At 51.1% G+C, this 18133-nt stretch carries 16 protein-coding genes; 6 read left to right on the top strand and 10 right to left on the bottom strand.

Going from position 1 to position 18133, the window contains the following annotated elements:
- Positions 1-80 precede the first annotated feature (80 nt).
- Entirely contained in the window at positions 81-1025 is a 945-nt protein-coding gene (locus tag DK507_RS06940) for a VOC family protein (protein ID WP_109355671.1), read from the top strand.
- A 2-nt stretch (positions 1026-1027) separates the two neighbouring features.
- On the opposite strand, the gene DK507_RS06945 is transcribed toward DK507_RS06940, so the two are convergent.
- Positions 1028-2029 (bottom strand): NADP-dependent oxidoreductase, encoded by a 1002-nt coding sequence (locus DK507_RS06945; RefSeq protein ID WP_109355672.1) that lies wholly within the window; start codon positions 2027-2029, stop codon positions 1028-1030.
- Positions 2026-3516, bottom strand: coding sequence for an MFS transporter (locus tag DK507_RS06950; RefSeq protein WP_109355673.1), 1491 nt, complete (start codon positions 3514-3516; stop codon positions 2026-2028). The genes DK507_RS06945 and DK507_RS06950 overlap by 4 nt, the downstream gene beginning before the upstream one ends.
- Positions 3517-3704: 188 nt before the next feature.
- Between DK507_RS06950 and DK507_RS06955 the strand changes: the two genes are divergently transcribed.
- Positions 3705-4058 carry a nuclear transport factor 2 family protein gene (locus DK507_RS06955; RefSeq protein ID WP_109355674.1) on the top strand — a complete coding sequence of 118 codons (354 nt, stop codon included), beginning with the start codon at positions 3705-3707 and terminating at the stop codon, positions 4056-4058.
- Between the two features lie 12 nt (positions 4059-4070).
- Here the strand turns inward: DK507_RS06955 and DK507_RS06960 are convergent, their stop codons facing one another.
- From DK507_RS06960 to DK507_RS06975, 4 genes are all read right to left on the bottom strand, one after another.
- A complete protein-coding gene (locus DK507_RS06960) occupies positions 4071-5036 on the bottom strand; it encodes an aldo/keto reductase (protein WP_109355675.1) in 966 nt (321 codons plus the stop codon).
- Between the two features lie 26 nt (positions 5037-5062).
- On the bottom strand, positions 5063-6040 hold the full coding sequence (locus DK507_RS06965) for a phytanoyl-CoA dioxygenase family protein (protein ID WP_162558946.1): 978 nt from the start codon (positions 6038-6040) through the stop codon (positions 5063-5065).
- A 371-nt stretch (positions 6041-6411) separates the two neighbouring features.
- Positions 6412-7053 (bottom strand): TetR/AcrR family transcriptional regulator, encoded by a 642-nt coding sequence (locus tag DK507_RS06970; RefSeq protein WP_109355677.1) that lies wholly within the window; start codon positions 7051-7053, stop codon positions 6412-6414.
- Between the two features lie 19 nt (positions 7054-7072).
- A complete protein-coding gene (locus tag DK507_RS06975) occupies positions 7073-8149 on the bottom strand; it encodes an SMP-30/gluconolactonase/LRE family protein (RefSeq protein WP_109355678.1) in 1077 nt (358 codons plus the stop codon).
- A gap of 127 nt (positions 8150-8276) precedes the next feature.
- On the opposite strand from DK507_RS06975, the gene DK507_RS06980 reads away from it, so the two are divergent.
- The gene (locus DK507_RS06980; RefSeq protein ID WP_162558947.1) at positions 8277-9452 is read left to right on the top strand and encodes a sterol desaturase family protein; all 1176 of its coding nucleotides are present in this window, start codon (positions 8277-8279) and stop codon (positions 9450-9452) included.
- A gap of 334 nt (positions 9453-9786) precedes the next feature.
- Here DK507_RS06980 and DK507_RS06985 read toward each other — a convergent pair whose 3' ends face one another.
- Positions 9787-10620 carry a glutathione S-transferase family protein gene (locus DK507_RS06985; RefSeq protein WP_162558948.1) on the bottom strand — a complete coding sequence of 278 codons (834 nt, stop codon included), beginning with the start codon at positions 10618-10620 and terminating at the stop codon, positions 9787-9789.
- A 396-nt stretch (positions 10621-11016) separates the two neighbouring features.
- Here DK507_RS06985 and DK507_RS06990 point away from each other — a divergent pair, with 396 nt between their 5' ends.
- Positions 11017-11772, top strand: coding sequence for an SDR family NAD(P)-dependent oxidoreductase (locus DK507_RS06990; RefSeq protein ID WP_162558949.1), 756 nt, complete (start codon positions 11017-11019; stop codon positions 11770-11772).
- A gap of 33 nt (positions 11773-11805) precedes the next feature.
- Here DK507_RS06990 and DK507_RS06995 read toward each other — a convergent pair whose 3' ends face one another.
- From DK507_RS06995 to DK507_RS07005, 3 genes are all read right to left on the bottom strand, one after another.
- On the bottom strand, positions 11806-12441 hold the full coding sequence (locus DK507_RS06995; protein WP_109356199.1) for a TetR/AcrR family transcriptional regulator: 636 nt from the start codon (positions 12439-12441) through the stop codon (positions 11806-11808).
- 67 nt (positions 12442-12508) lie between these two features.
- Positions 12509-13609, bottom strand: a complete 1101-nt coding sequence (locus DK507_RS07000) for a VOC family protein (RefSeq protein ID WP_109355682.1) — start codon at positions 13607-13609, stop codon at positions 12509-12511.
- An 11-nt stretch (positions 13610-13620) separates the two neighbouring features.
- Positions 13621-15483 (bottom strand): PQQ-binding-like beta-propeller repeat protein, encoded by a 1863-nt coding sequence (locus DK507_RS07005; RefSeq protein ID WP_109355683.1) that lies wholly within the window; start codon positions 15481-15483, stop codon positions 13621-13623.
- A gap of 137 nt (positions 15484-15620) precedes the next feature.
- Between DK507_RS07005 and DK507_RS07010 the strand changes: the two genes are divergently transcribed.
- Both DK507_RS07010 and DK507_RS07015 read left to right on the top strand, forming a co-directional pair.
- Entirely contained in the window at positions 15621-16646 is a 1026-nt protein-coding gene (locus DK507_RS07010) for an alpha/beta fold hydrolase (protein ID WP_109355684.1), read from the top strand.
- 4 nt (positions 16647-16650) lie between these two features.
- Complete coding sequence (locus tag DK507_RS07015; protein ID WP_109355685.1) at positions 16651-17976, top strand: dipeptidase; 1326 nt, start codon at positions 16651-16653, stop codon at positions 17974-17976.
- The last annotated feature ends 157 nt before the right edge of the window (positions 17977-18133 follow it).

Consider the following 18133-nt stretch of genomic DNA (forward strand, 5'->3'; position numbering starts at 1 on the left):
GCGTATGTGACGCTGCAAACCGGTATATACTCTCCCAGGATAGCCGGTTGCAGCGTCACGATTTTTGAAAGCGATCCAATATGATTGCTGGGCTGCATCATATTGGATTGGGCGTAGCAGATTTGGACAACGCCACCGCTTTCTTTGAAAATGTTGCCAGCTTTTCAGTTGTGTCACGGTATACGCTGGATGCGGATAATCCCTTGCAAGATGTCCTGAACAAGGGAGGCATACCCATAGAAGTCGCGCTAATCGCGGGCCCCAATGGATATATCCAGTGCACAGCAACAGGTTCGGTAACTGATCGCAAGGGAGATACCGTTCCGCCCATCAACACATCCGGTATTCGACATTTCTGCCTCCAGAATCGGGATTGTGATATGTTGGCTGATGGCGTCAGGGACGCCAGTGGCAGCCTGATTGCCGACCCGCTGGATCTGGGCACCGGCAATCAATATGCCTATGCGCGAGATAGCGAAGGCAATATAATCGAAATCGAAGGTCTTCCCTTTGCGCCCGTAGAGCAATCCACCTGGATCGGTCATATTGCTTTTGTAACGCCGAAGCTTGATCGATTGATAAACTTCTACCGCAAGATTTTGGGAACGGACCTGCAGGGTCGCTCGATGGTGGGACCGGGTCCACAGTCAGATAAGATGGGCGGTTTAAGGGACACGCAGCTTGAAGGCGCGTGGTTGCCAACTGACAATATGTTGCTCGAGTTTTGGCAGTTTCATTCGCCGCTATCGCCATCCAAGCATAGGTGCACGACCATGCTCGACCTGGGTTACACACATATCTGTCTTGAGACCGATGATCTGGACCATGACTTCGAGCAAATGATTGAGGCCGGTGCCACGGCGATAAGCGAACCTGTCGAGACCTGCAATGCTCGCGTCCAGTTTGCGCGTGATCCTGACGGGAACATCATTCAGTTATTGGAACCTCAGGAAAGTTTTTCCCAGACAATCAAATATTTAGATGATATCGGGATATGCAGTCGCACGGATGCATTGAGACAATAATATCAGATTTTCAGCAATAATTTGCCGTTATTCTTTCCGGCAAACAACATCTTCAAGATTGCCGGGAAGTTTTCTATCCCCTGTTCGGTCTGATCGCGGAATTGCAATTTACCTTCCTGGTTCCATTTTATTAAATCTGCCCGTGCTGTTTCATAATGCTCGGCAAAATGAAAGTTCACATATCCTTGCATACGAGCGGCCTTGCCGATCAGGTTAAGATAATTGCGCGGCCCGTTCACGCTATCCAGATTGTCATATTCGCCTATGGCCCCGCAAATGACGATGCGCGCACCCAGCGCAATATTATCCAGGGCGGCCTCCAGCGTCTCGCCTCCGACATTATCGAAATAGACATCAATCCCGTCCGGGCATAAGTTTTTCATTCTCTCAGCAAGGGGTTCCGATTTATAGTCGATACAGGCATCCGCACCATATTCTTCGATAACGCGGCTGCATTTTTCTGCTCCGCCAGCGATGCCGATAACCTTACATCCTTTCAGTCTCGCTATCTGGACGACGATATGACCGACGGCGCCGGCCGCGGCCGAAACGACGACCGTTTCTCCGTTCTTAAGCGCACCAACATCCAGCAATCCAAAATAGGCCGCAAGACCCGTTCCACCCAGCCCTCCAAGATAGTGGCGGATATCGATATTGGTGGACTCGAGCTTGATCACGTCCAAAGTTGAACCTGAATAAACGGACTGGATGCCAAACCGTCCCATCACCTTGTCACCGACTTGAAAGTCAGCTGATTTTGTTTCGACAATTTCCCCGATGCCACCAGATCGCATCAACTCACCGATCGCCATTGGCGGCACATAGCTTGTGATTTCCGACAGCCATGTGCGCATCGCCGGATCGACCGAGCAATATTCCAGCGCCACGCGGATATCTCCTTCGCTTAAGGAAGGAACTGGCTCGCTTGCTATAACGAAGGTGCGGTCATTAATTTCGCCCTCGGGACGCACCGCCAATCTTACAGTGGTATTCTCCACGGTCACCCGCCTCCTTCTTGTCTTTTTCTGGCAGCCAGTTTTTCCAGTATCTGTATGTGCTCCGATCGCGGAAGACGATATTGGGAATATACAGGGATCGCCAAAATCGCGGCCAATCCCATGATCGGACCACCCACGAGTGCCAATCGGAAAACCACACCGTCATCCAATTGACCTGGCACCGCATTAAATGGAATCCGCACGAACAGATCCAGCAAAATGCCAGCCAGAAAATGCCCGGCCGAATTCGAAGCTTTGGCGAAAAAGGTTCGGGCAGAATAGATCAAGCCTTCTTGCCGCAATCCTTTTTCAAGCTCAATCTGATCCGAAATATCGCCCAGCATGGATAGAACAGAAACCGCGGCGACGGCCACGCTTCCGGCAGTTACAGCCATATGAAACAGCAACAACGGCAACAGGATGCTAGAATCATTTTCAGGGAATAATCCCAATATCCGCAGATTGAGAGGCAATTGGGCGGCAACCACAACACCAGTAATGGCGACGAGCAAGACCGGCCGGCGGTCAAATCGCCGCATCAAAGAAGGTGCCATCAGCGCACCGACAATGATTGCTGGCACGGCTGCCAGTCCAAACCAACGCATATCTTCCGTGCCTAGTTCCCAGACGTAGGTGTTTACAAAAATAATAAAGACTTCGTTCAATCCGACCGAGAGCATGAAGAAGAAAAAGCCGACGATCAGAAACAGATAGTTTCTGTTCTCTGCCGCATTTTTCAAGTCGCGATAATAAGTTCTCAGGCTGAGCTTGCCTTTTGGCTCGGGTGGTGCGCTCAATGTAGAAACCCGCCCATATGTACCCCAGGCACTGAGCAATATTACAACCAATATAATCCCGGAAGCCGTGAAGACCAAAGGTCCATATGCTGTTGCATCGAGATGCTTCGGAATGGAATCTCCGTTTGCATTGAGCGTCTCGCCTGCCAAAAAATAGCCCCAGGCGGTGAACGCAAACAAGGCACCCGTCATATAGCCAAATACCGAATTGATGCTGAACAGTCGCGAGCGATCATTGGCGTCCTTGGTCAGCTCTCCACCAAGGGCAAAATGCGGAATCGTGTAAAGCGTCAGAAACAATCTGGCCAAAATCGTCCAGACGCAAAGCCATGCAAAAAGGGCAAATTGCCATGCCGTTCCATCGCCTACGCTGTTGACCAGAAATTCAGGCGGGGAGAAAACGGAATAGACGGATATCGCAACCGGGACCGGTGCAGCAAAAAGGAAAGGATGTCGTCTGCCAAGACGCGAGCGCCAGCGATCCGATAGCATGCCAACCGCCGGATCAGAGACCGCATCCCCAAGCAATGCGATCATGATTGCGACACCGATCAGACTGTTGGAAAGACCCAGTGCCTGATTATAGTAGATCGTGATGAAAGTGTTGAACATCCCGAAGAAGATTTGCTCGCCAACGGCACCGACGCCGTAAGCCAGTTTGATCCCCATCGGCAATCTGGTTTGCGCCACACTCATGTCGATGCCACTTCCCTCCCCAGAATATATCCGGTCCCCTGACTTTGCATCTTTTGCCGAGAATTGGCTTGGATAGCAGCATCACTTATTATATAAACCGTAAACTATGGGTAGAGGCGTTGGCAGCAGCTGTCAAACCCGAGTTTCGGAAATCTTGCCGACACAGAAAGTGGGATGGAGAAAATATCGTGGATTATGAAAAATTGGCTCACAATCTCTATAAGAAGTTCAATGCACGCGACGTCGATGCCGTCGCCGGATTTTTGCATCCGCAAGTCGAATGGGTCAATGAACCCAAGGAAATCCATGTTCAAGGATTGGAAAATTTGCGAGAATCATGGGTGAAGCAAAAGGGCATTGCGATTGTGCATTTTGACGTAACAAGCGTCACACCCAAAGAGGGGGGCTTTTTTGTTGTTGTGCAGGAAAAAGTCTGGACGCCCGAAAAGGAACTGTTGTTCGATGGTCCTGTCGGACATGATTATAAGGTCAAAGACCAGAAAATTATCAGATGCGATATTGTCGATGCCGATGCAGGATAGCCCGCAGGCTGCTTACCAAGCATATGCCTCCGGTGCTTCACCCTGTGCTGGAAATATCTCGTCAATCCTTGCCAGCACTTCCTTGCTTAATATGATATCCGGTACATCAAGGTTAGAGGCGAGCTGATTGCCGGTGGCGGGTCCAATAATGGTCGCGGCGACTCCCGGTTGATGAAGCAGCCAAGCCAAGGCGACGGAACTGGGTGAAAATCCAAGACCGGTACATAAATCCTGATAGTCTGTCAGTTGATCGGCATGTTTCGCGAATGCCATTTGTGCTTCTGTACTTTGGCGACGACCTCCAGTGCTGTGGTCTTTCCCTGCAAGCAAGCCGCCTGCAAGGGGACTCCAGGGAATTACTCCCACATTATAGTTACGGCATGCGGGAAGCACCTCCAGTTCCGCTCGGCGCTCGATCAAATTGTACAAGCTTTGCTCCGAAACCAGCTGAAACTGATCGCGTGACAGGGCTTGCTCATTGGCTTTGGCGATGGCCCAGCCGGGGAAATTACTTGTGCCGATATATCGAACTTTTCCTTGGGAGATCAGTTTCTCCATAGCACCCCAGGTTTCTTCCAGAGGAACCGAGCGATCGATATGATGCATCTGATAGAGATCGATATGATCTACCCCCATCCGCTGCAGACTCGCATCGCAGGCTTCCAATATATGCCGCTCGGACAGGCCGCGGTCTTTTGGATCATCCGACATCGGTTCATATACTTTTGTAGCCAACACGACCTTTTCCCGCCGCGCCTTGTCTTCAGCAAACCATTTACCCAGAATTTTCTCGGTCGTGCCCACGCCCAGATGGCCGCCATATTGGTTTGCTGTGTCTACAAAATTAATTCCGGAATAGAGTGCTTGATTGAGAATGCCGAACGATTCCTTTTCGGACGTTCGGGGACCGAAATTCATGGTACCTAGGCACAGATTGCTGATCCGAAGATCCGAATGTCCAAGAGTATGATATTTCATTTATGAGCCATTTCCGCCGTCACGGTTCAGGGGGCACGCAGGGTTGAGCCGGTGACCAGTTCCTCGCCAGAATCCGCAACCAGATGCCTCGTAAAACCTTGCGCCCGTTCGGAGAGTTTCTGGAAATCATTGTAACCGATTCCTGGCACCATAGGCTCCCGAAACCACGGTGCATAAAATTCCAGATTCGGAATGGAACGGACTTTTCCAGATAGGTTTGGTGTACCACCATGCCAGGCGCGGACATCGCGGATCATGATGCTGCCCGCCGGCGCAGGACAAACGGTGCTAAGGCGCATCCATTCGGGCTCTTGTTCGAGACTTGGTATCGGTGCCCGAGAATTCTGCGTGCCCGGTATCTGACGGGTTGGCCCGTTCAGCCGCGTCACATCCTGCGGAAGAAAATTCACGCAAATATAGGGACAAGGCAAATCACGCAGGCTGATTTGACCGCGTGGATCGTGGTAGGAACTGAACAATGATTTTCCTGATACTTTCCATTCGCTCACGTCCGAATGCAGCGGCTGGTACTCCGTCGTACCCGGGAGGCAGAAATCGCCACTTGCGGCGCGCAAGATATAATTAGGTGATTCAAAAAGCGCATCCAGCAGTGTCCAAACTTGCGGAATTTCGAGCATCATCTGCCACGCAGGACGGTGCAACTGGCTGCGGGTCAGACTCGATCCACCAAAGGAATAACGGCCGGAACCGCGATTGCCCAGATTGTCGGGGTCCAGATTCAAAATCTCGTCAATAACTTCGCTGCAACCGTTTGCCAGCAGCTGAATCTGCTCCGGATTCAGAATGTCTGAAACCAGAACGAAGCCATCGCGACGGAATGACGCGACAATCCCTTCGACATCAGTGGGCTTCTTTATCTCCAGATTGCGAATCCCGTTATTTGCCTCCAGATATCTCTGGTTTTCAGCGGTCTCGGGGTTGTTCTCAGGAGCTGTTTCCGGGGATGGGCGTATCGCAATTTCATCATTCATCGTTTCCGTCACTTTTGCGTCCTGTTTTTTTGGTCATAAAATTGTGCAAAGCACAATGGTATTGGAGTCGATCCACATAGCCCTTTATCGGCTCAAACGCTTCTAGCACTTATTATATATACCGTCAATTAAGGCAGTTCAGAAATCGTTATTGGTAGCCCCGATCCTCTGGTTATGAAAGTTTGAGCGAGATCGAAATCATACCGCAGATTAGCGCTCCCGGTTACTCCCGCTAACGTTCGCTTTCGGGATAAAGGGGACACAGTGCTAGTGTCGGTTTGGGCGCAAAAGCGGACTCTGAAGAGTTCATTAATGCTGTGCGGTCCTGGCCATCCGACAGCCGTTCTGTTTTCAGCCTGTTTCAGCGGTTTTTTGTAGCAAATCTATGGACGGGACACGTCCAGGATCATCGCCATCAACTCTTCAATCATATCTGACGAAAATTCCTCTGCATTGTCGAATTTGAAGCGATCAAGATTGATTGGAAGGGCCAGGCAACCGTGGATGGCCGCCCAGAATATCTGGGCCATCTTATGCGGATCAAATTCCCGGAAATCTCCCCGCTCTTGGCCTTCAAGGAATGCAGCTTTCAGATTGCTGTAGAATGGTTCATCGCAGAGCTCGACTTGTTTGGGTTGCCGATATTTTCCTCCCGGGACCGACAGGAAAATGTGCGTGAACAGGTTTTGATCTGCGATCGCAAACTCTGCGTAGCGTTCCAGCAGTATGCGGACTTTCCGTTCTGAACTGCCGGCAGCATCATAGTCAGTTTGCATCTCTGCGCGAAGGCGATCGACCGGGATCGACCACAGCGTTTGCGCGAGGTCGGCGCGGTCCTCAAAATATTTGTAAAATGTCCCGATCGAGATACCGGCCTCTTTGATGACATCCCTGATGGTGATTTCACTCCATCCCCGAACATCATTGGGAGTGATCGCTCTTTGTCGCGCTATCCTGACGACGGCATCGCGTATAGAGCTGCGCATTTCAGCACGTTTTTCGGGAGAGATTGAGGGTCGAGCCATAAAAAATCAGACTTTCAAACTATTCATTCCGGCAACGCAGAAAATGCGTCTCCGCAACTGCGCCAATTAGCAGCTCGCCGTCAAGCAAAGTAGCAACGCTTGATCCTGACAGTTCCGATCCGTTGTTCATATACAAAGTCTCGACCGTCATTTCCGGTTTTTGGACATTTATCGCGATAACTGGTGACGGGGAAATCGCGGCCGGATCATCAAAATGCTCTAACAAGGGAAATATCTTGGGATGCGTTCCCGATAATAGCCGGCCATCATCGCTCCATTCCAAATTATCGACAGCGGTATCAACGGAAATCTTGTCAGCAAACTTCCACTGCCGGTTGGATTTTCCCCGGCGGTAGCGCTTGACGGATCGACCCAGCGCTTCAGCGACATATAGTGTTTGCCGATCGTCGGACACAGTGATGCCGTTGGCGCTTTTCAGACCCTGCAACAAAAATGATCCCTTGTTTCCGTCAAAATAGGAGACCGATGACCAGGATAGTCCGAGATACTCCTCAACGCGGGCCATGAATGAGGACTGCGGACTCCCATGGTCGTTGGTTACAAAAAAACGGTCAGTGTCGATCGCTTTGATGTCGTTCGGAGAGATGAGCTCGGGATAATGGGTTCGCCGCTTAAGCGTCAAACCATGATTCGCGCCTACCGTGAAGATCAGGATTTCGTGCTGGTCGCGGGCCGGATGATTGACGACATAAAGTTCCCGCGCGCCACTGGGCAGGGTGAGCAGATCGATACCATGGGGATGAAACTTACTGCCGGCATCGACTTTGAGTGGCCGCGGCAGGCTATCGGCCACGGACAGATCAAGAACCCAAATGTCGCCATCTGCCACCTGCCCAGGCTTGCCGCTGCGATAACTTTCAAATGCCTCGCGGCCATTACCCGACGAGATATAGGCAACACGATTGATACGGTCCACATTGATATCTTCCGAACCCGGGGGGCCATACAGTTTTTCGCAGCGGCCATAGTCAACTGGCTTGATCTCAACGAACGCGCCTGCATCCGTGGAAATGCGAAAAGCCTGAAACACGATCAGGCCGAGCAAGATTGAGACAACAATCAGTTTACTGGACATTTTGTTTTTCCTCGAAAAATATGTTGGCCGGTTGACTAATCGTGCGAATGAGAATAATGAACATGTTCGTTATATCTATATTTTTCGTTCAGAACCGTCGATATTTGGGCTATTGAGGACCAGAATCGTGACCGCAAAACCCCTGTCCGCATCCCATGCCACAAGTGATGAATTTCATATCCGCTACCAGAATCGCAACCTGCGTTCCCATAGCCGGATCGGCTGGATGCTCGAAAAATGGATCGGTATTCCGCTCAACCTCATTGAGACGTTGATTTCCTATCTGCTCGTTCGCCCGATGAACTGGGCGCTCAGGCATCTGGATGGCCTGTCGTACAAATTGGAGGGCACACGGCTGAAGGTCATTTTGCAGCATGTCCTGTTCCCGCTGATCATGATTGCCGGGATGTTCATCGGTTTCGCCGCCACCGACGCCGGTGCTTCGCTGCAATCGATCACCACGCTCGCGCTCATTCCAGTGGTCATCGGCCTGATCGTTGCTCCGCTGGAACGCCTCATGCCCTATAGCCGCAACTGGCTGGAGGGCGGTAACGACACCTCGGTCGACCTGATGATGTTTATCTCGGGTGCGTTCTGGAATGGCTTTGCCAAATATCTAATCCAGACTCTGTTCCTGGTTGGGCTGGTGGAAGCGATGGAGGTATATGGACATGGTCTCTGGCCGTCCCACTGGCCAGCCCTGGTCCAAGTGTTTTTGTTCATCCTGATCAAAGATTTCTTCCGCTACTGGCTGCACCGTGCGCTTCATGAAGTACCCTTCCTCTGGCGTTTCCACGCGGCGCATCACTCGGTCAAGCGGCTCTACTGGCTCAATGGCATCCGCAGCCATCCGGTGGAAGTGGTGGGGCAGGCGGTCCTGTTCGCGGTTCCGTACGCCCTGCTGCAGCCCACGGCCGAAGTCGCCATGGTCGCCATTCTCATGCAGCTCACTATCGGAATATTCCAGCACGCCAATATCGACCTGAAGCTGGGTTTTTGGGAGTATATCTTCTCGATTGGCGACAATCACCGCTACCACCATTATCCCGACAAAGGGGTTGGCGACAGCAATTATGGCGGTGAATTCATCCTCTTCGACATCCTTTTCGGCACTTTCCACAAAGTGAAAGGCGAGCGTCCGCACGACAATATCGGTATCGGCACCGCGCCCAATTATCCGATGACCATGGCGGGGCTCTATATTGCACCGTTCCTGCCCGACCAGAAGATTTGGGCATCCGAGAATGCCGAACAAACTGTGGATACAGACAATCCTAGAAACAACTTGGTGGCGGACGTCTAATATACACTTTTTTTTGGATAAAGCGGGCAAGCTGTTATATTCGCTGGTCGACTATATCGCGAATAGTGAGGCTGCCCCAAGCGTATAGACTGAGCGCATCGCAAAACAACGGATTCACGGGTTTTCGAGCCGCTACATTGTGTTCTTGCAGCACAACCTCGTTTTGCGATGAAGTAAACATAAAGCCGGAGCTCGTTTTGGACTCAGAAGCAGAAGGGCATTCCAAAAGCCGAACAGCTCGTTGGCCAGTCTACGGATGAGAGTCACTTACAAAGTGTTGATCATAAGCGATGTGCAATTTGACAGCGCCTCAGTCGCAATAAACAAGCAGCGATTATTCTTTTGGCTTGGCGCCAGGTAGCGAAGTCGCTCGGCTGTTTGATGGCGGGTGTTTCACGGGTGGCAACGCGCCTATCACTCCATCGGGCGTCGCTATTGCGCGCATCCGGACATAGGCTGGGCGGGCTTGAATTCGCTTTTGCCATGCCTGAATATTGGGGAACTGTGCTGAATCAACCAAATTCAGCTTAAACGCGACGTTAAGTGGCCAATCCATCATGATATCGGCGGCTGAAAATTCGGGACCACCAAACCATGGATTTTCTTTCAGATAATCCTCGGAATATTGCACAACATTTTCACTGTCGACCAACATAGATCGCTGCGTGGGCGGATTGACACGCCAAGCGCGATAATCACTGAACAAACGAGCGGCCAGTGACCCTTCAGCATAATGCATCCATTTGATGTGGTGCGGATAAGCCCGGCTATCGATTGGAGGAACGAGTTTACCAGGCGCATGCCGGGATAGGATTGTATCAATAATAGCACCCGACTCTACGATGATATCATCGCCATAGACGACCGTTGGTGCCATCGGCATGCCGTGACCGAGGGCGCGAATCTGCATCATAGATGCCATCAGGTCACCGCGAACATATTTTAGCTCATAAGGCAGGCCCAATTCTTCCATCAACCATATGATCCGCTCTGATCGACGGCCTTCAAGATGATAGATTGTAATATCTGGTGCCGGGGTAGCTGTGGCTATTTCGCCCTCATTTTCTGAAGGCGTTGAAGCACTTGCCCCAGTCTGGCTAGCGGCCAGGCCAATTGCCAGCAAGCTTGCACCTATCGAACGAACAGTTTTCGTCTCTAAACCAAACATCCTATGCCCCCATCCTAAAGCTGCCATTATTTAAGCTTCTATTGAAAATATAGTCAATAATCTTGTTGGATTGGGCATGGACTATCTTGAAGATCAGCCAGCGTTCCAGCCACCGCGCATCCGGGTGCCTCGATCTTTTGATTCTTGGTTTGCATAGACTCAGGCGGTTCCAGCTTTTAACGATACGCCGTCCGTATCCGTGTTGAGAAGATATGGTTTGGGGGCATGGTTTTGTGCACTTGGGTATCTCGACGAGGCATGCCCTATCTATCGATCAGTAATATCACTATTGACTTTATTTCCAATAACTATGAAGTGACGCAATACTTCGTTTTGTTGGGCACTCGCTCACGAGACGATCAGGTGTTCTGCCAATTCATCGTAAGGATAGATTTTATGTTCGATTTAACCGGCCATGTCGCTTTGGTGACGGGCGGCAATGGCGGCCTGGGTTTGGCGATGGCCAAAGGATTGGTCAAAGCCCGTGCCGCCGTTGCAATCTGGGGTCGCAATCCGGAAAAAAACGAAGCAGCATTGAAGGAACTGCACGATATGGGCGGCGATGCAGCGGTGTTTTCTTGTGATGTCACTGATGCCGAGCAAGTCGATGCCGCCTTTGGTGCAACGCTGCAACGCTTTCAAAAAGTGGATAGCTGTTTTGCCAATGCAGGCGGCGGGTCTGCGGGCATGTTGCACAAGACGAGCGGGGAAGCGTGGACGGCGACGGTGGATATGAACCTTACCAGCGTAGTGAACACCTATAAACCGGTCATCGCTCATCTTCTGGAACGTGGGCAGGGCGGAAAGTTGATCGTAACCTCTTCTGCTGCTGCGATAATGGGCATGCCAATGGGGAGTGGTTATTCAACCACCAAGGCGGCAGTCACCGGTTTAACGCGTGCTCTGGCAATCGAACTAGGGCAGGCAAATATTCAAGTTAACGCGATCCTGCCAGGATATATTGAAACGGACATGTCGTTAAATACGCCGCAAATATTCCGGGATGCTTGTAAGCGCCGATCTGCTTCCGGAAAGGTTGGGGAATTGGAAGACATGGAGGGTATCGCCGTCTATCTGGCGTCCCAGCAAAGTAACTTCATGACTGGTCAATCACTGGTCATCGATGGAGGTCATTCCATCCACCCGCTATAGTCCGTCCGTCGGATCCCGGCATTAGCAAAGATCTCAGGGCTTTCGCTTCAAAGGTTGCTGCCGCATGTTATAGTCACTCTGAACGGCATTTAAAGAACCCAATATCATTGTAACGGTGATGTTTTCGATCTCTTCCCTGCTCATATCGCTGTGCAGATAATAGGCCCCCGCAGTGGCCGGAAGGCCAAAGGATATATCACTTGCCGCCCTGGCTGCATCCTTTGGAATATCAAAATTATTGGCCACAATATCGGCAATATAATCAACCGCATCATCGCGGCTATAGTCTGTAGGATCATGGCCGCCCGATACGCTGGGTTCGGTTTGGAGGCGTTCAATGATTAGCCCGCGTTCCTCAATATATTTTAGATATTGATGTGTGATGCCGCGGACCAGTTCTTCGAAAGTCTTCGCTTTCTCCGCCTCGCGTACCTGCAATCGCCGCAAGCGCTTTAGTTCGCGATTTAGGAGCGCGCGGAGCAGTTCCGTCAGGCTGTCAAAATAAGTGTAGACGAGCGACTTACTAATTCCCGCTTCTTTGCCAATGAGTTCCATACTTAAAACTGCCACACCATCGCGTGCAACAATCTCTGCCGTATGATCTAGGATCAACGACTTGCGCTTTTCTGGACTGAGGCGCCGCCTTTTGATGGGAGTTTCTTTGTTCATTGTTTCAATTGCTACCATATAATCTTTTGTTGATGAACCGCGAAGGCGGCCGACAAAATTACTGCTCCTAATAGGTCGTTGGATCGATCCACATCATATCGTCAATCGATTCAGATTTTGGTGCAGAGACATTTTCCTGAATTGAAATCACATTTCCGTCTGGATCGTACGTGTAGTAAATTTTCCAGCCTTTACTGGTTTTTGCCGGACCAACCATTTTTATGCCCAACTTTGCCAGCCTTTCGCGCTCCGCATCTGCATCGGTTACCTCAAATGCCGTCATATTGTAACCGATTTGGTCGACTTTGGCAGGTTTATCACGGACCGGTGTGGCTGGCTGAACAAACTCCCAAAATTCAAGTTCAAGATTGCGGACAGCAAACCATGCACTGCGAAGGACAACGCCATCAATCGCGACGATATTATCCATATTTGGAAAGTTTGAATATTCACCGCGCCGCCTTGCTCCATAACCGATAAATCTGGTGTAGAAATCTGCCATTCGGTCTGCATCCGACGTCGCTCCACCAATATGGGTAATCCACGCACTATCTTGACGGCGGGGCCTGTCGACGGTTTCATTTTCAATGATTGTGCCGTCGGGATCTCGGCCATATGCGTAGGTGACACCATAGCCACCTAAGTCGACAGGCGCATTTCGTGACACCATTTCCAGTCCCTTTTTTTGGAATTTTGGCAGGGCGGGATCGGTCGCCGGGGACTGGAAACAAATATGCGTATATCCAGGGCCAATGACCGGTTTGGCATAAGCCGGCGCTTTCGCGTCCGGATCAAAATCAACCAGTTTAACAAAAACCGTTGGGGTTCTAATCAGTGCAACTTCTACATTTCCATGCTGTTTGGAAGTCATCCCGGGAAGATAGATGTCGCTGGCGGCGACACGATATCGACTGACCAATTCAAACGGTACGGCCTGCTGATAAAAAGCGATGCTCTGATCAATGTCTGACACCGCCTTGCCAATGAACCGCACGCCCTTGATTTTGGTATTGCCCAGACTTGCTGGACGGAAAAACGGCGTTTGCACTATGCGCGGTGGACTGGTGGTCGTGTCGGCCGACTCAGTGGCAGCGGTTTGCATACAAGATGTCAGACAAAGGCTGACGGTCAGGCCTATACAAAGACTAGCAATATTTGATCTGAACATTGGTCTTTTCCTCAATCAGCGCTGTAAACTAGCATCACATTGCCGGGTATCTGTCCGAATTTGTCATAGCCGCTGTTGACGATAAGCAGGCCGCCTGCGACGACAGGGCCTGCGGAATCTATCGAGCCACCACGCGCGCTAACGTCATTCAGAGTTTTATATTCCCTGCGTGTGTCGGTGCTCCACAATATCTCGCCACCATCGGCACTATAGGCACGCAATATGCCATTGAGTGCGCCAGCGAAAACGACGTCTGACGTGATGGTTGGCGGGGCAGACAATGCGGTCATGCATTTATGCGCTTTTTCTTCACAGACATTGGGTTCAAATTTGCTCCACAAAGCTTTACCCGTTGCGGGGTCATATCCGTGCAAGCCTTGACGTGAAGGGCCCGTGGCAAACCGGTTGCCGGGAGTATCGGCAATACCAACAAACAGCGTCTTGCTGTCGGTTGCCATCCCCCAATGGACGCCGCCATTAAAACCGCCCATTCCAGCACGTGTTTCCCAAAGGATTTTGCCGCCTGCATCCGGGTCCATACCGAAGAGCATTCCTGATTTCTGGCCTGCCAGAATAATGTCCTTGCCATTGGCCAGAGTCGTTAAAATCGGAGGTGCGCCAAAATCAAAGTCTGGGCCGTCTTCCTGCGGGCAATTGACCTGCGATCCGTTTCGCCCACAAGCAGCGTTCCAGGCATCACCCGAAATGGTCTGCTGGATCCACTCAACCGCTCCTGTATCAAGCCCCAATGCAATGATAGCATCGCTTTTGTCATTGGCGGGCGAGGAATAATTCTCTCCTGTCCCGACATAGAGCAACCCGCGCTTGGCATCGACAGTTGGAGTGGACCAGATTGGCGCGCCCGATGGTCCGTAATTTTGAGCACCCGCTTTATTCTTTGTCGTCTTTTTAGGCTCGGGAACCGTGTGAAAACGCCAAACTGGTTCACCCGATTTCGCTTCCATTGCCATCACGCCACCTCGAAAGGTGCAACATTCATAGTCTGGAAGATAGGCGTTGATAATCTCAAGCGAAGACATCGGAACATAGAGACGTCCTTTATGGAGCGTGATCGAACCCGTTATTGTTCCAACCGGATGGTCTTGGACAGAGCGTGTCCAAATCAACTCTCCATTTTTGGCATCGACAGCATAGACATTGGCATCGACATCCCCGAAATAGAGCGTCTTCGCATAACCATTTTTATCGGTCGATATGGTCGGTGCGTTACGAACCTCTGCCTTGGCTTCAAATGTCCACCAGACACAGCCTGTCTTGGTATCCAGCGCATAAAATAGTCCGCTCTGGCTCCCTGTAAATATGGCTTCCGCGGTGACCGCGGGCTGGGAGCGCGCGCGCGCTGAACCGGGGAAACCAAAGGCCCATTTCAATTTCAGATTTGGCGCTTCTGCTGCTGTGATACCGGCATTGACAGCGGGCTGGAAACGGACATTGCGTTTGCTGTTTCCCCAACGGTTCCAAAGCGGCTTGGAGAGTTTTAACTGGCCTTTGCACTGGTGCTTTTTTGCATTGGCTAATGCGCTCTCGCTGCTTGGACTGGCCAGATAGTCGGCAATGATCCGTATTTCGATCGGCGTCATCATCGACGCCTGTTCTTTCATTGTACCGGTAGAAAGCGAGGCCCTGATCGATTCAACGCTATTTAACTGGATAGCAGCTTTGGTTGGCGCTTCTGCAGTGCCGCCATCATGGCATGCTGCGCAATGTTTCTGGTAAAGTCCTTCGCCAGGATTGCCTTTCCCCAGAGCCTGCGCGGAGTCCGCGATCTCAGGTTCGGCATCTTTCTGCTGACAGCCAGATAAGCCAACGGATGCCAATGTCAGCGTTGCCGCTAATGACAAAAATAGACGCATTATATTTCTGCATCCTTTTGGTTCTGGAGCATCCTGTAAGAAAGGTTTGACAGGTGCTGCCTATTGTTGTTGACTATTAGTACAATAACAAGCCTTCCTTATAAAGCAATGGTCAAGACACAGGCGAAGGAGAGACAATGGCATTTCTGAAGAGCGTGACCTTGCTTGCAGGCCTGCTCACGCTGCCAAGCTGTATGTCAGCTAATCCCGCTGTCGAAACCCCCAAGGCGACGAACCCCGTTCCCGCTGATCCAGCAGTGGTCTTCGCCAATGCCAACGGTTCAAGCGATGTGAAATATAAGGAAGGCTATTTCGGTTCCGGCGATACCCGCCTGCATTATGTTGAGGCAGGCGAAGGACCATTGATCATTTTTTACCATGGATTTCCATCTTTCTGGTATAGTTGGTTTGATCAGATGGAGGCACTGAAAGGCCAGTACCGGGTTGTAGCGTTGGACGCTCTAGGTTCCGGCTTGTCCGCTAAGCCGCATCAATTGGAACCTTATGACATAGCCAAACTGGCGTCCCAATTGGATGCGCTGTCCCGCCATCTCGGCGGTGACGAGAAATATATATTGATCGGCCATGACTGGGGCTCGGTTCTCGCCCTATCCTATGCACAAGCTTATCCTGATCGCCTGCATAAAGTCGTGGGCATGAGCGCCCCTCCGCTTAACCTGTTCCTCAAATATGCGGCGAATAACAAAGAGCAACAACGCCGAAACCAATATATGCAGAGATTTCGGGGCACGACTTTGGAAATGCTCAAGTCCGGCAATGCGATCGAGTCAGCGCGGGTTTCAGCCTACGGGAAACTCGGCGAACGCGGTGACCTGTCCCGGGAAGAATTGGAATTGTTCCAAAACGCCTTGTCGAGCAACGAAATGCTTTATGCGGCGATGAATTGGTACCGGGCCAATATTCCACCGTTTGACAATGTTTCAGATTCCGATCTCTGGCCTGGACCCGAAGCGAAAATCACCATGCCCGCTCTGTTTATCTGGGGTGAAGAGGATCAGGTTTTCGTGCCTGAACTTATTGATCAAGTCGACGATGCCGGGCCGGACATGCGAACAGTTCGGTTAAAAGGAATCAATCATTGGACGTCGATGGAACGGCCGGAGCGTGCGACTAAAGCGATCATCGATTTTCTTGGAGAATAGACCAATGCAAAAACTGTCGGCGAAACTCTCAAGTCACTTTCAACCTGTGCTTCGCGGCACGATGTTTTTCGTTTCAGCTGTATTGCTATCGGCTTGTGCAGCTGCTCAAACAGAATCAGTCACTGCGTCTGCTGCTCCAGAAATCGAGGCCGCTCTTGTCGAAAGAGCGAGAGAAATTCATCAACAGAGTCTGGTGCTGGATGCCCATGCGGATATTGCCCTACCTTCCACCTCTAAAACCTATCTGGGGGTCGATGGACTATCCAAAGTCGCTCCAGCCAAGTTGCGAGCGGGGGGCGTAGATGCTGTCATCATGTCGGTCGCCGTGGGCCCCGGCTCCAGAACAACAGACGGTCGCGCCTTGGCGAGAGCCGAGGCCGATGAAAAACTGGCAGCGGTTTCCAACATGGTGCAACAAGATCCGAATCTGGGCCTAGCGACATCGCCAGCTGAGATCAAAAGTCTGAGCGCCAGCGGAAAGACCGTTATTTTACTGGGCTTCCAGAATGCCCGATCACTCGATGGTCAGGTTGATGCCCTAGATCAATATTACGCCGCCGGAGTTCGTCTATTCGGCCTCAACCATTTGGGACATAATGATTTTTCAGACAGTTCGCGTCCTCTATATATTGCCGAGAGGCGGTCTTATGAAATCGCCGAAGAGCATGGCGGCTTGTCACTTTTGGGGGTGGCGGCGGTACGGCGTATCAATGCGCTTGGGGGAATAATCGACGTTTCGCAAATGTCGAAGGCAGCGACTTTGCAGGCGACAAAATTATCTCGATCTCCCGTCATCGCCAGCCACTCTAACGCGCGCAAATTATCCAATGTGTCGCGCAATCTGTCCGATGAAGAAATCGATCTCATTGCGAAAACCGGCGGCGTTATCCATCTCGCGGCATTTGGTGCCTATCTTGTCGATCTTTCGGATCCCAAATTATTGACCGCCATTCTGAAAGTCCGACGCGATGCCGGATTGCCCGATGCCTATTCTTACCCTTACGAACTCTATTGGGAGATCCCTGATCCCGAAAAACGTCAGTCGTTTCTGATTGCGATGCGGAGGGCGATCGGTCCGGGTTCTGTTGATCGATTGGTTGATCATATTGACTATATCGTAAACCGTGTGGGTATCGATCATGTCGGAATTGGCAGCGACTTCAATCATGGCGGCGGCGTTGCCGGATTTGTGGATGCAAGTGAGGCGGAGAACGTCACCATCGCCCTGGTAAAACGCGGTTATTCAGCTGAGCAGATTAGAAAAATTTGGGGCGAAAATTTTCTCCGGGTGTTCCGCGCAGCACAAAATATAGCTGACAAAAGAAATTGAAGACCGTCACCGGCTGAGGCCGCGATTCCGAATTTCTCAGCCAGATATCTAATTTGATGCTTCGTCAATTACTATTGACTAATGGTCTAATTACATTAACTCTTCGTCTTGGAGAGAAAATTTATCGCCTCAAAGAGGGCGCTGGAATCAAATTATC

Origin of the sequence: Sphingorhabdus sp. EL138, assembly GCF_900258045.1 — a bacterium.
Lineage (GTDB): Bacteria > Pseudomonadota > Alphaproteobacteria > Sphingomonadales > Sphingomonadaceae > Parasphingorhabdus.

Excerpts from the sequence above, each read along its gene's own strand:
- DK507_RS06940 (WP_109355671.1), top strand. The coding sequence starts at position 81 with ATGATTGCTGGGCTGCATCATATTGGATTGGGCGTAGCAGATTTGGAC.
- DK507_RS06950 (WP_109355673.1), bottom strand. The coding sequence starts at position 3,516 with ATGAGTGTGGCGCAAACCAGATTGCCGATGGGGATCAAACTGGCTTAC.
- DK507_RS06960 (WP_109355675.1), bottom strand. The coding sequence starts at position 5,036 with ATGAAATATCATACTCTTGGACATTCGGATCTTCGGATCAGCAATCTG.
- DK507_RS06970 (WP_109355677.1), bottom strand. The coding sequence starts at position 7,053 with ATGGCTCGACCCTCAATCTCTCCCGAAAAACGTGCTGAAATGCGCAGC.
- DK507_RS06975 (WP_109355678.1), bottom strand. The coding sequence starts at position 8,149 with ATGTCCAGTAAACTGATTGTTGTCTCAATCTTGCTCGGCCTGATCGTG.
- DK507_RS06985 (WP_162558948.1), bottom strand. The coding sequence starts at position 10,620 with ATGTTTGGTTTAGAGACGAAAACTGTTCGTTCGATAGGTGCAAGCTTG.
- DK507_RS06990 (WP_162558949.1), top strand. The coding sequence starts at position 11,017 with ATGTTCGATTTAACCGGCCATGTCGCTTTGGTGACGGGCGGCAATGGC.
- DK507_RS06995 (WP_109356199.1), bottom strand. The coding sequence starts at position 12,441 with ATGAACAAAGAAACTCCCATCAAAAGGCGGCGCCTCAGTCCAGAAAAG.
- DK507_RS07000 (WP_109355682.1), bottom strand. The coding sequence starts at position 13,609 with ATGTTCAGATCAAATATTGCTAGTCTTTGTATAGGCCTGACCGTCAGC.
- DK507_RS07005 (WP_109355683.1), bottom strand. The coding sequence starts at position 15,483 with ATGCGTCTATTTTTGTCATTAGCGGCAACGCTGACATTGGCATCCGTT.
- DK507_RS07010 (WP_109355684.1), top strand. The coding sequence starts at position 15,621 with ATGGCATTTCTGAAGAGCGTGACCTTGCTTGCAGGCCTGCTCACGCTG.
- DK507_RS07015 (WP_109355685.1), top strand. The coding sequence starts at position 16,651 with ATGCAAAAACTGTCGGCGAAACTCTCAAGTCACTTTCAACCTGTGCTT.